Annotated in this window: 16 protein-coding genes; 13 read left to right on the top strand and 3 right to left on the bottom strand. The window is 41.6% G+C overall.

Annotated elements, in window-relative coordinates; translation table 11 throughout:
* Positions 1–10 precede the first annotated feature (10 nt).
* Entirely contained in the window at positions 11–685 is a 675-nt protein-coding gene (locus E2R51_RS07880) for a response regulator transcription factor (protein ID WP_133376515.1), read from the top strand.
* Positions 686–905: 220 nt separating this feature from the next.
* On the opposite strand, the gene treR is transcribed toward E2R51_RS07880, so the two are convergent.
* Complete coding sequence (treR, locus tag E2R51_RS07875) at positions 906–1,625, bottom strand: trehalose operon repressor (protein WP_133376514.1); 720 nt, start codon at positions 1,623–1,625, stop codon at positions 906–908.
* 109 nt (positions 1,626–1,734) lie between these two features.
* Between treR and E2R51_RS07870 the strand changes: the two genes are divergently transcribed.
* Positions 1,735–2,328: a YybH family protein gene (locus E2R51_RS07870; RefSeq protein WP_165967171.1), complete on the top strand. Its 594-nt coding sequence runs from the start codon at positions 1,735–1,737 to the stop codon at positions 2,326–2,328.
* Between the two features lie 400 nt (positions 2,329–2,728).
* Here the strand turns inward: E2R51_RS07870 and treC are convergent, their stop codons facing one another.
* Entirely contained in the window at positions 2,729–4,414 is a 1,686-nt protein-coding gene (gene treC, locus E2R51_RS07865; protein WP_133376512.1) for an alpha,alpha-phosphotrehalase, read from the bottom strand.
* 96 nt (positions 4,415–4,510) lie between these two features.
* Positions 4,511–5,953, bottom strand: coding sequence for a PTS system trehalose-specific EIIBC component (gene treP, locus E2R51_RS07860; RefSeq protein ID WP_133376511.1), 1,443 nt, complete (start codon positions 5,951–5,953; stop codon positions 4,511–4,513).
* A gap of 376 nt (positions 5,954–6,329) precedes the next feature.
* On the opposite strand from treP, the gene E2R51_RS07855 reads away from it, so the two are divergent.
* The 11 genes from E2R51_RS07855 (at position 6,330) to E2R51_RS07805 (ending at position 15,979) form a co-directional block, all read left to right on the top strand.
* Positions 6,330–7,175, top strand: a complete 846-nt coding sequence (locus tag E2R51_RS07855; protein ID WP_133376510.1) for a DegV family protein — start codon at positions 6,330–6,332, stop codon at positions 7,173–7,175.
* 385 nt (positions 7,176–7,560) lie between these two features.
* Positions 7,561–8,652, top strand: coding sequence for an ATP-dependent helicase ComFA (locus E2R51_RS07850; protein WP_240733002.1), 1,092 nt, complete (start codon positions 7,561–7,563; stop codon positions 8,650–8,652).
* Entirely contained in the window at positions 8,649–9,338 is a 690-nt protein-coding gene (locus E2R51_RS07845) for a ComF family protein (protein ID WP_133376508.1), read from the top strand. Before E2R51_RS07850 ends, E2R51_RS07845 begins: the two co-directional genes overlap by 4 nt.
* 138 nt (positions 9,339–9,476) lie before the next feature.
* A complete protein-coding gene (locus tag E2R51_RS07840; RefSeq protein WP_165967170.1) occupies positions 9,477–9,743 on the top strand; it encodes a flagellar biosynthesis anti-sigma factor FlgM in 267 nt (88 codons plus the stop codon).
* Positions 9,744–9,769: 26 nt separating this feature from the next.
* The gene (locus E2R51_RS07835) at positions 9,770–10,261 is read left to right on the top strand and encodes a flagellar protein FlgN (protein WP_133376506.1); all 492 of its coding nucleotides are present in this window, start codon (positions 9,770–9,772) and stop codon (positions 10,259–10,261) included.
* Between the two features lie 20 nt (positions 10,262–10,281).
* The gene (flgK, locus tag E2R51_RS07830) at positions 10,282–11,844 is read left to right on the top strand and encodes a flagellar hook-associated protein FlgK (RefSeq protein ID WP_133376505.1); all 1,563 of its coding nucleotides are present in this window, start codon (positions 10,282–10,284) and stop codon (positions 11,842–11,844) included.
* Positions 11,845–11,859: 15 nt separating this feature from the next.
* A complete protein-coding gene (gene flgL / locus E2R51_RS07825) occupies positions 11,860–12,741 on the top strand; it encodes a flagellar hook-associated protein FlgL (RefSeq protein ID WP_133376504.1) in 882 nt (293 codons plus the stop codon).
* A gap of 35 nt (positions 12,742–12,776) precedes the next feature.
* Positions 12,777–13,208, top strand: coding sequence for a flagellar assembly protein FliW (gene fliW, locus E2R51_RS07820; RefSeq protein ID WP_133376503.1), 432 nt, complete (start codon positions 12,777–12,779; stop codon positions 13,206–13,208).
* 1 nt (position 13,209) lies between these two features.
* Complete coding sequence (gene csrA / locus E2R51_RS07815) at positions 13,210–13,437, top strand: carbon storage regulator CsrA (protein ID WP_133376502.1); 228 nt, start codon at positions 13,210–13,212, stop codon at positions 13,435–13,437.
* Positions 13,438–13,567: 130 nt separating this feature from the next.
* Complete coding sequence (locus E2R51_RS07810; protein WP_133376501.1) at positions 13,568–14,341, top strand: flagellin N-terminal helical domain-containing protein; 774 nt, start codon at positions 13,568–13,570, stop codon at positions 14,339–14,341.
* A gap of 141 nt (positions 14,342–14,482) precedes the next feature.
* A complete protein-coding gene (locus E2R51_RS07805; protein ID WP_165967169.1) occupies positions 14,483–15,979 on the top strand; it encodes a flagellar hook-associated protein 2 in 1,497 nt (498 codons plus the stop codon).
* Positions 15,980–16,028 lie beyond the last annotated feature (49 nt).

Genomic DNA, 16,028 nt, shown 5'->3' with positions numbered 1-16,028 from the left:
GAAATTTTACATGACGAACATTATTATTATTGATGATCACCAATTATTTCGCGAAGGCGTCAAACGCATTTTAGATTTTGAAGAAACTTTTAACGTTGTAGCTGAAGGCGATGATGGCGCTCAAGTGATTGATCTATATGAAGAACACAATCCTGATGTGGTATTGATGGACATTAATATGCCAGAAGTAACAGGTGTAGAAGCAACGTCTAAATTAGTTGAACAATACCCTGATGCAAAAGTCATTATTCTATCAATCCACGATGATGAAAACTATGTATCTCATGCTCTTAAATCTGGTGCACTTGGTTATATGCTTAAAGAAATGGATGCAGATGCCCTGATTGACGCAATTAAAACGGTGGCAGAAGGCGGCTCCTATCTTCATCCTAAGGTCACGGTTAATTTAGTCAATGAATTCAGACGTTTGGCAGAAGCCGAATTCACTGGCAATTTCCAGCAGGTTGAAGTGCGCAGACCGCTCCATTTGCTGACGAAACGTGAATGTGAAGTGCTGCAAATGCTCGCTGATGGCAAAAGTAATCGCGGGATTGGGGAAGGCTTATACATTTCAGAAAAGACCGTCAAGAACCATGTAAGTAATATACTTCAGAAAATGAATGTAAATGATCGTACGCAGGCAGTAGTAACGGCCATCAAAAACGGCTGGGTAGAAGTACGCTGATATTTTACAATTCCTAAAAATAAAAAAAGGACCGTTGCCCTAAACGGTTCTTTTTATTTTTATAGAAACATAGATCTATTTGGAGAATTTTGCAAATTATTGCCTGGGAAATGTAGCAGCAGGATTTTGATTATGGGAGTAAAATTATACAGAAATAAGAAAACTACCGTTGATGAGTTCATCTCGGGTAGTTCGTTCTCTGTATTTTTTCGATTTTTGATTACTTTCTTCGGCGTGCAAAGTCGACAAATTTAAATTTATCCAGTCTGTGACGGGACTCTGTGTACTGAAAAATGGTGGTATCTTCTAAATGAACAAAGTTCTTTACCAGGACAATGTGGCTGTAGCCATCTACATCAAGCAATGCCCGGTCTTCCTCTGAAACGGGTTCAACTGTAATCTCTTTTTTAGCGTATGAAATATTCAAGCCCAGGTTTTGTTCCAGATGGGCATAGATTGAGTCACTGCATATTTCTTTTGTTAAAGAGGGGACATGTGATTGCAGGATCCAGTCTTTATCTAAAATAACACGTTCTCCCTGGATCGTACGTGCCCGCGCAATTTCCCAAACGAGAGCTCCGTGGTCACATTCAAGCTGTGTTGAAAGGATTTCGTCTGCCTCTGTTAAATCCAGTTTATGTACGGTCGTTTGGATGTTTCTGCCGAGCGACTGTTGAAGTTCTTTAAAGCTTACAAGACCTGAAACAGGAAATGACATCTTGCTGACATCAAGAACAAGAGACCCTTTACCCTGCATTTTTTGTATAAACCCATTTTGAGAAAGTAATGTAAGAGCTTTTCGGATTGTTTCACGTGATGTTTCAAATCTTTCACATAGCTCATGTTCACTGGGAAGCAGCGTGTTAGGCTCATAAACACCCTTTTCAATCTCATCGGAAAGCTCCTGAAAAATGTTCATATATTTGTTGGTTGTTGCCATATTGATCACCCTACCTTATTGTATCATAATGGGGGTTAGGAATTACGATTTAACAGGTAATTTTATGGATATTATAAGCGTGTAAAACAAGATGAAAGGACGGGACAAAATGAAAGCTATTTCTATAAAAGCAGCATTATGCGCCAGCTTATTCGCATTATTCATAGCAGGCTGCAGCAATGACGATACAGGAGAGAATACCAATTCTGCTCTGGATGGTCAATCGGGTGAAGGGCAGGACACCCATGTTCAATCAGAGGGAAATGAGGACGCTGAAAATTCAGATGTTGGGTTCGAATTAAATGAAGCAGGCGAGGTAGACGAGGCTGAAAATGTCCCAGCAGATGAGGAGAAGGCAATTTTAGAAACCTTTGATCAGTATATTTCTACTTTTAATGACAAAGACATTGATGGTTATATGAATTTGCTGTTAACCGGCGGAGAATATTTTAACGAACAAGAAGAAAGAGCAGCTCTGGAAGATGTGTTTAACAACTTTGATGTTAAGCGTGAAGTCGAACTTAAAACAATTAATAAATATGAAAAAGATCAGGCACAGGTATATTCCGATCTTCAGCTGACGACAACCGATCCTGCTAACGGAGCAGAAGCTAAGCGTACGGGACGTCAAATTACTGTAATGAAAAAAACAGATGGTGAATGGAAAATAGCATCCATTCATTTTATGGCGAATCCAGCCTGAAAGATATGAGAAAAACGGCCCCTGCAATCGGTATGAGACGAAAGCAGGGGCCGTTTTCTATGAATTTACTTATCCCGACAGTTTTTGCATACCTTAATAATGTCATTGTTTTCATTTCGATGAGAATACAATAGTTTAATTCCTGTCTTGGTACAAAGAGGACATGGGCCTCTATATGATGTTCCGGATTTTTTCATAGTGCGTTTTAAGCTTTTACCGCGATTGCTCTTCGCCATTCTCACCAATCCCATCTTAAGTGTTTCTTTATCTAATGATGAATTGGGATAAAAGTGTTGGGCATTTGGCTTGGCTTTAAAAATAATTTGGCTGACATATGTAAAAACCGCCCAATGGGGCGGTTTTAATTATTGGGTTTTGTTTATCGCTGCTGTTGAGTTATTTATGAAGTTAAATGAAAGACAATGGTTTCGTAAGGGCGCAATTCATATGATTCTACAGAGCCATTTACGTCTTTATAGTTTTGAATTAATGTATTTATTTTGCTGAATTCTTTAAATCGATCAGCTGTTTCCGGCGGCAGTGTAAAGTTTACAACATGCCCATAAAAATTATTTAATACCAGCAGGGATTCGTTTTGCGTGTTTCTTGTATATGCGAATATGGACGGGTCCTCCGCTAATAACAGTTCATAATTTCCTGAAGTCATAACTTCATATTCTTTTCGCAGGGATATAAGTTTTTGATAGTGGTAAAACACTGAGTCACTGTCGGCAAGTGCTGTTTCTGCATTAATTTTGTTATAATTTCCTGCCACTGGAATCCATGGTGTGCCTGTTGTAAACCCTGCATTTTGCTCTGTATTCCATTGTACGGGTGTACGCGAGTTATCTCGTGATTTATGCTTTAAAATCTCGATTACCTCTGAAGCCGGACGGCCCTGGTCAACAAGAATTTTATACATATTTAGCGATTCAACATCACGGTATTGATTGATCGTTGTGAATTTCGGGTTTGTCATGCCAAATTCTTCGCCCTGATAAATATAAGGAGTGCCCTGCATCATATGCATAGCCGTGGCGAGCATTTTAGCGGATTCTTTATGATATTCTCCATCGTTTCCATAGCGGGAGACAATACGCGGCTGGTCATGATTACACCAGAACAGCGCATTCCAGCCGCCGCCCTCATTCATGCCAATTTGCCACGTGGATAAAATGTCTTTTAATTGCAGGAAATCAAAATCAGCTACTGACCATTTTTCACCGTTTGGATAATCAACCTTTAAATGATGAAAATTAAAGGTCATACTTAGTTCTTCCCGCTCAGGGTTTGAGTATTTTATACAATGATCGATTGTTGTCGAAGACATTTCACCTACGGTTAACAGGTCATGCTTAGCAAAAACCTCTTTGTTCATTTCGTGCATGTACTCGTGTACCTTAGGACCATCTGTGTAAAACTTCCTGCCGTCACCATCTCCATCTTCATCCGGGAATGACTGATCTTTAGAAACGAGGTTGATTACATCAAGACGGAAACCATCTACGCCTTTTTCAGCCCAGAAGTTCATCATGTCGTAAATTTCACGGCGGACTGCATCATTTTCCCAGTTTAAATCTGCTTGCGTCACATCAAAGAGGTGGAGGTAATACTGGCCTGTTTCTTCATCCAGCTGCCAGGCATTACCTCCAAATTTTGACTGCCAATTTGTAGGCTGGGATCCGTCAGGTTTGCCGTCTTTCCATATATAGAAATCTCTATATTGATTGTCTTTTGATTTTCGTGATTCAACAAACCACTCATGTTCAGTTGAGGTATGATTTACTACAATATCCATGATAATGCGGATATCGCGTTTATGTGCTTCCTCGAGCATGTAATCAAAGTCCTTCATCGTTCCATATTCATCATGAATCGAAAAGTAATCACTTATATCATAGCCGTTATCATTCTGTGGCGATTTATAAGGAGGCGTGAGCCAAAGGACATCTACACCAAGCTCCTTTAAATAATCCAGCTTTTCTGTAATTCCATTCAGGTCTCCAACACCATTTCCTGTCGTATCATTAAAACTTTTTGGATAAATCTGATAAACAACTGATTTTTTCCACCATGTCTGGTCCATTATATATCGCTCCTTAGATTGTATTTCTGGTTAAAAGGGGGAGGAAACTGATTGAAAAATAAAACGTCCGCGAAGAGTCAGCGAACGTTTTTGGTTTTAATCGTCTAATTTCCCTTTTTTCACTAATAGTCCATAAAGCAGTGTCAGTACAAAAGGTACAATGATGACAATCGCCATACCAATTGAAAAGATTAGCCAGAATTCTTTTTGAATCGAGATAATTCCGGGTACGCCGCCGACACCGATTGAGTTTGCAAGTACAAAATTAGTTCCAAGCAATAGACCGGCAATGGCTGAACCAATCAATGCGCAAATGAACGGGAAACGGAAACGAAGGTTTACTCCGAATAATGCTGGTTCCGTAACACCAAGCCAGGCTGAAATTCCTGAGGAGCTTGCGAGACCCTTAAGCTTTTCATCCTGCTTTTTAGCAAAGAAGGTGAGGGCGAAAACAGCGAATGCTGCAGATCCCTGGGCGATATTGGACAGCGCAAGAATCGGCCATAAAAATGTTCCGTTAATATTACTTGAAATCAGCTGTAAATCCACTGGCAGGAAGGTATGGTGCATGCCGGTGATAACAAGAATTCCATAAACACCGCCATAGATTAATCCGCCAAGCCAGCCGAAATTATTAAAGATCCATATAACGCCATCTGCGAGCGCAGTTCCTGCTGCAAACGTCAGAGGACCAATGGCAATAAAAGCTGCTAATGATGTAACAAGAAGTGATACAGGAGCAACAACCAATAATTTAATAGAATCATGGACTTTGCGATTAAGGAATTTTTCTATTAGGGAATATAAGTAAGCAGCAAAGAGCACTGGTAATACCTGACCCTGATAACCAATGGATTCAACCGTCAGTCCGAATAAATTCCAGGTAGGAACCGTTCCTTCCCTTACAGCGTCCGGATAATCATAGGCGCTTAAGAGTCCGGGATGAACCAGGACTAGTCCAAGAACAATTCCCATGAGCGGATTTCCACCAAATCGTTTAACTGCCGACCAGCCGATTAAGGCAGGCAGGAAGTTAAAGGCGGCACTTGCGATAATGCTGATAACCCCGGCAAGATCAGCCCATTGAGGATACATTGCCACAAGTGATTCGGATCCAAATAATCCTTCTACGGTAAGCACGTTATTTAATCCGAGCAGCAATCCTGCAGTTACAATGGCCGGCAGAATTGGAATGAAGATATCTGCCAGTAATTTAACAGTTCGCTGCACTGGATTCATTTTTTTAGCTGCAGCATTTTTCACATCGTCTTTCGACACTTCCTGGATACCTGTTTCCTCTGCAAGTACTTTATATACCTTGTCCACAAGCCCCTGCCCAATGACAACCTGATACTGGCCGCTGTTAGCAAACGAGCCCTTCACGATATCAATGGCTTCTAACTTTTTCTTATCAACTTTGCTGTCATCGTGCAGCACAAAACGAAGTCTTGTCACACAATGTGTGGCAGAGTCGATATTTTCCTGACCGCCAATTGCTTCAATAATCTGACGGACCTGATCTCTGTTTACATCACTCATCTTCTGGCCTCCCGTAACCGTTTTCATATTACTAAAAATTGTCGTTACTCATCTATTCCCCACCAGACAAAAGATAGTCCAGTAATTCAATAAACAGCGCTTACATTACTTAGTCATCATAAACGTGTATATACAAGTTGTCAATCATTTTGATCAAGGATCTTCTGAGAAAAAGCATGATCCTATATACGTTCAGAATTCTGATCAAAGAGATGACCATACAGCTGTTTTACTCGCTCTGTGGAATGATGTGATCAACTGACTCTAAAAGATGGTGCATTCCAGCATGTATTGGGCTAAAATAAGTACTAGAGCTAATGCCGGGGAATGAGAAAGACCGTTTTAGAAATCTTAAAGCATAGATAGGAATGATTGAATGAAAACGGCAATTGTGACAGATAGCACAGCCTATATCCCAAAACAACTCAGGGACAAGCATTCGATTCACATGATACCTCTAAGTGTGATTATGGCTGGCAAAACGTATCAGGAAGAAGTCGATCTGACGACAGAGGAATTCTACCGGTCAGTTCGAACAGAAAAACAGCTTCCTACAACCTCACAACCTGCTGTAGGACAATTTGCAGCACTCTATGAGGAGCTTGCGGGTGACTATGACCATGTGATTTCGATCCATCTGTCCAGTGAGCTTAGCGGGACTTTTTCAGGTGCTGTCCAAGCAGGAGAAATGGTGGAAGGGATTCAGGTTTACCCATTTGATTCGGAAATTTCCTGTATGGTGCAAGGGATGTTTGTGCTTGAAGCGGCAGACATGGCAGAGCGCGGTTGCTCACCGGACGTAATTCTGGATCATCTGAACAAGCTTAAGGAGACGACAAAAGCCTATTTTATGGTTGATAGTCTGAGTCATCTTCAACGAGGAGGACGACTTTCCAATGCGCAGGCAATCATTGGAAGCCTGCTGCAGGTAAAGCCGCTGCTTCACGTAATAGATAAAAAAATCCAGCCTTTTGAAAAAATACGAACACGCAAAAAAGCAATGAAACGAATCGTTGATCTGCTTTCTGCGGATGCTTCAAAATACGATGAGCTTCAGGCTGTCATCATTCATGCCAATCGGGAAGAGGAAGCAAATGAATGGAAACGCGAAATTGAACAGCAGCTGTCTAATGTAACCTTTAAGATCAGCCACTTTGGTCCGGTTGTCGGCACCCACTTAGGAGAAGGTGCGATGGGACTGGGATGGATGATGAAAAAGTAAGAAGCAGAGAATGGTTGCATGCCGTTCTCTACCTGCTTCTTTAATTTTAAGGAGGTTTTTAATGGTAACTTCATCGCCCCTGTCAAAAGAACTCCGTTTAACTCTCTATGGTAAGCAGCTCCTTCATGATGAAATCCTTCAAACATTTACCCAGCAAGAGCTTGATCACCACTTTAATCATCAATGGATTAATTACACGCCTTCCATAACAAAGAATAACTACAGCATCATATGTCTTCGTTGCCATAATAACAGGAGATCCTTGTTTGCAAAGCATTATTGCTATAGGTGCAGCAGCGTATGCACTTACTGCCGTAATTGCATAAATATCGGGAAATCTTCTATGTGTCATCCCATAGTAAAGTGGACCGGACCTCAGAGTTCCTTGACAAAACCGCCAGCTGAGCCGGTTCTTCAATGGAACGGCACGCTTTCAAAGCCTCAGCAGCTGGCCTCAGAGCAGCTCATTACATCAATTCAAACGAGGCAATCCACATTGGTGCATGCAGTATGCGGAGCTGGAAAAACAGAAATTCTTTTTAAAGCGGTCGCATACTCGCTGTCCGCCAACCAGCAAATCTGCATCGCAACACCCAGGAGAGATGTGGTTCAAGAGCTTTTCCCCCGTTTTTTAAAAGCTTTTCCAACTACTCTTATCCAAGCTCTTTATGGCGGCAGCGCCGATCGAAATAATATGGCCAACCTCACAATTGCAACGACTCACCAGTTGTACAGGTATTCCTCTGCATTCGATGTCATGATTATTGATGAAGTCGATGCATTTCCATACACGATGGATATAACCCTCCAAAAAGCCGCACAAAATGCACGAAAGCCTGATTCGGCCTTAATCTATTTGTCTGCGACACCAAATAAGGCCATGCTTGCTGAAGTAAAAAAAGGGAGTCTTCAATCAGTCACCATTCCTGCACGATATCATGGGTATCCTTTACCCGAACCTCAAACCAAATGGATAGGAAATTGGAAAAAATCGATTGTGCAGCATCGCCTTCCCTACGCCTTTCAAAAGTGGCTTGAACACCGATTATCCAGTGATAAAACGATGCTCATTTTTTTAGCTGATATCGAATCCATGCTCTCTCTTGAGAAGATTTTACATCGCTTCACGTCAAAAAAGTTGTGCTCAGTTCACGCAAAGGATCCTGAACGATCAGAGAAAATAGAAATAATGAGAAAAAAAGAACTAAAAATCCTGTTGACCACTACAATCCTGGAGAGAGGAGTAACCTTCTCCAATGTGGATGTTGCTGTTTTGGGGGCTGAAAAAACGATTTTCACAGAAAGCGCTCTGGTACAGATTGCCGGCAGGGCCGGGAGAGACTATCGCCATCCTGAAGGCAATGTGACTTTTTTTCATTACGGACTTACTGAAGCTATTATTGACGCTCAAAAGCACATACGGATGATGAATCGACAGGCAGCAAAACAGGGGCTGTTGGCAGAGAGAAAGTCATGAGTCAATGCCTGATCTGTCATGTTGCTATTCTTCAGGAGATCTGCTGGAAAGACTTTTTTACACCGCGTAAAGCTGACACTCTATGCAATGCCTGCAGTTCAGAATTGAAACCCATTAACTTCAATGCTATCTGCACCGCCTGTTCACGTCCTTCCCCTCATACCATTCCTGCCTGTGCCGACTGCCAGCAATGGGCAAAGCATCCTCTCTATCATGGTGTCCTGCATCAAAACCGCTCACTCTATTCCTACAACCATCCTCTTAAGGAGCTGATAAAACGGTTCAAATACGACAGGGATTACTTAATTGCTTCATGCTTCAGCGCTAAACTGAATGCTGTCGTTTCATTGATGCCGCCTTATGACGTTATCGCACCCATCCCTCTCCATGACAAACGATTAAAGGAGCGGACGTTTAACCAGTCGGAAGCTCTCTTGATCGAAGCCGGATTAGCGTATGAAAATCTGTTAATCTGCAGCAATTTCTCAAGCAGTCATCAAGCGCAAAAAGGAAAGAAGGAGAGACACCTGACAGATAATCCATTTACGGTGAAAACCAGGCTGGAAGGGCAGTCCATTTTGCTGATTGATGATCTTTATACGACCGGAACTACGATCAGACATGCAGCTTATACCTTAAAGCAAGCAGGAGCTGGAAAAGTCTGCTCAATCACAGTGGGAAGGTAATGGTCATTATCATAACGGCAAACCTGTTAAGGGCACATGAAACTTTGTTTTTAAATTCCTCATGTGCCTTTAACTTTTCTTTACCTTGCCGATATAATGATTAACAGCACCTGTATAAAAGAAAGCAGGAGATTTGATATGAAAATAAACCCTATACAGACTCAACATGTAAATCCATATAAAAAGCACCTGACAAAAATCGATGGAATTGATGGCCGAAAAAACTCCCATACAGAGAAGGTGGAAATTTCACCTCAGGCAAAAGAAATGCATAACAGCAGCCGCATTCAGACTGAACGTCAGGAGATGATTAATCGCCTGAAGAGCAATTTTGAAAATGGAAGCATGAATCCGGATGCTAAAAAAACTGCTGCTGATCTGCTGAAGCATTTCCGTAATCTTTAATCTTTTTTAAAGGAGAATCATTTATTATGCCAAAGGCACTGGTTGAAACAATGGACAAGCTGGTGGAACTTCATGAAGGACTTTATGGGATTGCATCCCGGAAAACACAATCGCTCATTTATTCAAAAAGGGATGAACTGCAGCAGTTAGTGAAGAAAGAACAAGCTTTCCTGTTGGAAATTAGTGAATTAAATCAACAGCGTCAAAAACAGGCCGCCAGCTTAGTACCTGTTAAACCGGGAGCTGGTGTCCCCACTTTGCAGGAGATTATTGACGAAACTGAATGTGAATTAATGAAAAAAGAGCTGGAATTACTAAAAACCAGGCTTACAGAAGCGGTCATGAAGCTATCAGAGCAAAACAACCTAAACCGGGAACTTACTCACCAATCACTGCAGCTAGTGAGTACGATGTTAAATTCGATGCTTCCCAAACAAACGCCTTTTAACTATTCAAACCCCCAGCACAATCACAATTCTGCTTTGCCAGTAACATCTTTATTTGATTCTAAAACCTAAACGTATATGGAGGAATAATCATGGCATCCACCTTTATGGGGCTTGAAACGGCAAAGAGGGGATTAAACGCACAGCAAAGTGCTCTTTATATAACAGGCAACAACATTGCGAATGCAAATACACCCGGTTATTCACGCCAGCGGGTTACAATGTCCCAAAGTGAGACCCTTCAAATGCAGGGCTACAATCGTGTTCAAGGGATCGGAACAGGAGTAAATACGGAGGCTGTCAGCAGGCAGCGGGAAAGCTTTTTGGACAATCATTATCGTCAGGAAGCCAATTCCCTGGGATATTGGCAGACAAAAAGTGAATTATTGACCCGTATGGAAGACGTTATGAATGAACCTTCCGAGCATGGACTTTCCAATAGTATGAATCAATTCTTCAATTCGATAGCAGATCTATCCCTATACCCAGAAGATACAGGGGTGCGTGAGGTTGCACTTCAAAGGGGAATTGCGCTTGCCGATACCTTCAATAATCTTCATAATCGCCTTACTATACTCCAAAAAGACATAAAAACTTCTATTGATCATAATGTCCGCAATATCAATCAGCTGTTGTCTGATATTCATTCTTTAAATGACAAGATCGGAAAGATTGAACCCTCAGGGCAACTTCCAAACGATTTATATGATAAAAGAGATCAGCTTACTGATGAACTTGCACAATATATCAATATTAAAGTTGAACGGATTCCAAGCGGGGGAACGCCTCATGCTTCCGCTGCAGGCAAGTATACGATAAAGCTTGCAGACAAAGATAATCAGATTATTACGGACCTAATAGATGGAAATATTATGGGGATGAGAGAGCTGGCTATCCAGTACAATGCTGATCAAACCGGTGTACAAAGCATAATGATTAAAGGACCCCATAACAGCGAAACGTTTTCAGTAGAAAAGTATTCTTTATCAGGAGTCTTTTCCGGACAAATTGATGCGTTTGGAAAAGAGACTGCAGATTCTGATAAAGCAGTAGCCGGCACTTATCCGGACATGCTCCGCCAATTAAATGAAATGGCCTATACATTTGCTGGGAAATTCAACGAGCTTCAGAAAGCAGGATGGAGTTTAGAGGAAATTAAAGCAGGCGGTCAGCTGGCTTCCTCGGATTATTTCTTCGACATTTCAGCTCTATCCGGCAGCACGGACGCAGCGAAGGTGATACGAGTTCATGATCATCTGAAGGAATCATCGAACAGGATCGCTGCAGCGAAGGGGAATTTTTCAGGGGATGGAAGCAATGCTGTTCTGCTTGCAGGAATGAAAGATTTATTGCTTTTTGAAAAAGGATTCCTCCCGGACGATGAGGGCACAGCTTCACTTGCTTCTTATTATCAGGGAGTAATAGGGAAACTTGGTGTGGAGGCAGCAGAAGCGAACCGGCAGACAACACAGTCATCCATATTGACTGATTCGGTTCAAAATAAACGAGATTCTGTGAGTGCTGTTTCGATTGACGAGGAAATGACCGATTTAATTAAATACCAGCAGGCATACAACTCATCTGCAAGAATGATTACAGCAGTAGATGAAATGCTTGATCGCATAATAAATGGCATGGGGCTCTCCGGCCGTTAAAGGAAGGTGAAAGAAGTGCGGGTTACCCAATCGATGTTAACTAATCATACGATTCGTCAAATTTCGACCAGTTATTCCAAGCTGCAGGTATTGCAGGATCAATTGACCAGCGGCAAGAAAATTACCCGACCATCACAGGATCCGGTAACAGCAATGAACGGACTGCGGTACAGGGCTGAAATAGCGCAAAACCGAAACTATTTAGATCGTCATGTGGGCGAAGCCTATCAATGGATTGAGAGTGCGGACAATACTCTGGATAAAGTGAATCTGGCGCTGCAGCGCGCAAGAGAGCTGACAGTACAAGCCTCAAATGATACATATACAGATGATCAGCGATTTGCAATCGCAGCTGAAATTGATCAACTGACAGAACATATTGGGGCACTCGCAAATACGAAAGTTAACAATAAGTATCTTTTTAATGGCAGAGATACATCTGCTGCTCCATTCAATATGACATCTTTATCATTTGAACCCACGAATAACGAATCAATCGAAATTGAAGTAATGAAAGGCATAACCATAGGAGTAAACGTCAAGCCTTCGGACGCTTTTGATTCAACGATGTTTTCAGACCTTCAGGCGCTTTCCGCTGCTTTAAAGGAAGAGCAGCCAAACGGGAACATTTCATCATTTGTAAGTAAAATAGATTCGCATGCCTCCGATGTTATGCAAAACCGCTCCATACTTGGAGCAAAGTATAACCGTGTTGAAATGATGGAACAGCGATTATCCCAGGAGGAAACAGCTGCAGCCAGAATGATGTCGGAAAATGAAGATATCGATATGGAAAAAGTACTTATTGAACTAACTTCACAGGAAGCACTGCACCGCGCATCATTATCAGCAGGTTCACGAATTATTCAGCCTACATTAGTTGACTTTCTACGATAAGCTTTTCAATTTGAACCTGACAAGGAGCGAGCATCATGATTTATACAAAGTACCACGGAGAAGTGGATCCTGCCCAAAATTTACTTATCAATTTTAACGAAGGAATTCCGGGCTTTGAAAGCGAGAAGGCATTTCTCTTACTGCCTGTAGAAGAGAACAAAGGGTTTGAAGTGCTCCAGTCAGCCATTACACCAAATTTAGCATTTATCGTGGCGGATCCATTTGAATTTTATCCGGATTATGAGATGGAGCTGGATGCAGCGTCCATTGAAAAACTCAGCCTTACCGATTCCTCTCACGTATTATTAAAATCTATTGTTACATTAAATGCACCTTTTTCAGCCTCTACATTAAACCTTCAGGCTCCAATCGTAATCAATTCAGCTGAAAAAAAGGCAAAACAGTGGATAAGAAATGATAACCGTTATAAATCAAGGGAACCTCTTATGATAAAAGGGGGAAAATGAGATGTTGGTTCTGACACGCAAAGCAGGAGAATCCATTTTAATTGGCAGCGAGATTGAATTAAAAATTATTTCGGTCCAGGGAGACCAAATGAAAATTGGTATATCAGCCCCTAAAAATATTGAAGTGCTTCGAAAAGAATTAGTCGAAGAAATATCTGATTCAAATCGTGAAGCGCTTGAATCTTTCTCGAATTTAAGTGAATTGGTTGATTACAAGAAAAATAGTTAATGAATCTATAAACATTTAATTTTCTTTACCGATAATAACAGTAAGCAAAATAGAGTGCGGCCGCTTCTTGATTGCCTAAATTATTTTCGTGAACAAGGATGTTCGCGATCCATTCAGGGAGGAAAAGAATATGATTATCAATCACAATATTTCTGCTTTAAATACACATCGTCAGTTATCAACGAATAACGCTGCTGCACAAGGAAACATGGAAAAGCTTTCTTCTGGACTGCGTATCAACCGCGCAGGCGATGATGCTGCAGGTTTATCAGTTTCAGAGAAAATGCGCAGTCAGTTAAAAGGACTGGAGCAGGCCTCAAGAAACAGTCAGGATGGAATTTCTTTCCTGCAGACTGCTGAAGGTGCTTTAAGTGAAGTTTCATCTATGGCAACCCGTTTAAAGGAACTGGCAGTACAAAAAGAAAATGGCACATATAATACAGATGATGTAGAAAATATTAATTTAGAGATGGATTCTCTAGGAGCTGAAATCAATAATATTATTGATACAACTCAATTTAATGGTAAGAATGTATTTACAGAGTCTGTGAATATTACTGTAACGCAAGATGCAAGTGAAACACTGACAATCGCTGCAGCTGAACTTACAGGCACTGCTGCTTTAGCTTCCACCAGCACAGTGACGGAGATTGATACAGCGATTGGAGAAATTAACAAACAACGTGCTACATACGGTTCCCAGCAGAATCGACTTGAGCATACAATCAATAACCTCAATACAACTGCTGAAAACCTGACTGCTTCTGAATCCCGTATCCGCGACGTGGATATGGCGAAAGAAATGATGGAATTTACTAAAAACAACATCCTTTCCCAGGCATCACAGGCAATGCTTGCTCAGGCTAATCAGCAGCCGCAAGGCGTTTTACAACTGCTTCGTTAATTTGAATATAGTTAAAAGGATCCCAGTAATGGGGTCTTTTTTTATGAACCGGTTAATATCACATGGATAACGCCGATATATAGGTCAAAGAATATAAAGCCCTCCACAACCAGAAATCAGTTTTGAAGGAAGTGAATAAACGTGAGAATTGGCGGTTTAGCCAGCGGAATAGACACGGATTCAATCATTAAAAATTTAATGGCTGCAAACAGATTACCCTTGGATAAACTTACTCAGCAAAAACAATTCATAGAATGGCAGCGCGATGACTACCGGGATATTAATCGTAAGTTAAATGACCTAAGCAACATGGTTTTCGATACAGTGATGCGCGCATCAACTTATTCCCAAAAAAACGTGTCCACTTCCTCTCCAGATCTGTCAGTAAAGAGTATATCAGCATCAGCTGACCTGGCAGGAACGATCAATGTTGAGCAGCTTGCCCTTTCTGCCAATATGCGAAGTTTCGCAGAAGTGGAAGCAGACCCTGCTGCCAGACTAGGACCATACCAGGAGCCCCCGCAAACAGAAGTTATTACAATACAAGCCATTACTGCAGGCGGCGTGCTGGGTGAAGTGAAAACGATCGAGTTTGACCCCGCTGAAGAAACGATGCATTCACTTATAACAAAAATTAATAAAACCGATACGGTTAATATGTTCTATGATTCTTTCACAGGCAAAGTGTCAGTCACCGCAAAGCATACCGGCAGCATAGAAGGCGATGCTGAAATTAAACTAACAGGTGATTTCTTTGCTAACACGTTAAAATTAAATGCAGACAGTGATGCAGCAGCAGGCAGCGGCTCAGGAATGAAAGGACAAAATGTGAAATTCACCTTTAATGGCCTTTCAACTGAAAGACCTTCAAATTCTTTTCAGCTAAATGGCTTCGAATTCACAGTAAATCAAGCAAGCAATCAAAACATCCAGTTTAGTTCATCACCGGATGCGGAGAAAATTGGCGGCTCAATCATCAGATTTGTAAATGAATATAACACACTAATAGAAGATATAAGCAGCAGATTATCTCAAACCAGAAACAGAGATTTTCCTCCATTAACAAATGAACAGCGGGCAGAGCTGTCTGAAAAGGAAGCAGAGCTTTGGGATGAAAAAGCGAAAAGCGGCACATTGAGGGGAGACATGGTCTTAACCATTGCGCTTAGCAGGATGAGACAAAGCTTAAACAGTGCCGTAGCAGGTGCAAGCGGCAATCAATGGCTGTCAGAGTACGGCATAACGACCTCTGCGGATTACCGTGAGGGGGGGAAGCTTGTTGTTGACGAGGCTAAACTTACATCAGCAATAACAGCTAACCCAGCTGGCATACATGACCTATTCAATAAAAATGGTTCTGCTCCTTCTGAAAAGGGGCTGGGTGTGCTGCTTAGAGAAACCATAGGGACGGCGCGCAGCCAGATTATTGAACGGGCTGGAAGAGATGTTAGCGGACCTGCCACTTTTGCCATTGGGCGCAACTTATCAAATTTAGATCGTCAAATAACCCGTTTTGAAGACAGGTTAATCATGCTGGAAAACCGGTATTATAAACAGTTTTCTGCTATGGAAACCGCAGTTCAGCGGGCCAACCAGCAGTCTGCTTACCTGTTGAATGCTTTCAGCGGCGGGTCATAACGATTTTTAATGCTTTTTTGAACGCGGCTGCTGATTTCCGCTCCAATTC

Origin of the sequence: Jeotgalibacillus sp. S-D1 (assembly GCF_004358665.1) — a bacterium.
In the GTDB taxonomy this organism is placed as follows: domain Bacteria; phylum Bacillota; class Bacilli; order Bacillales; family Jeotgalibacillaceae; genus Jeotgalibacillus.
Note: the sequence above shows the minus strand (reverse complement) of the source record. Positions and strands in the feature narration are given on the sequence as shown.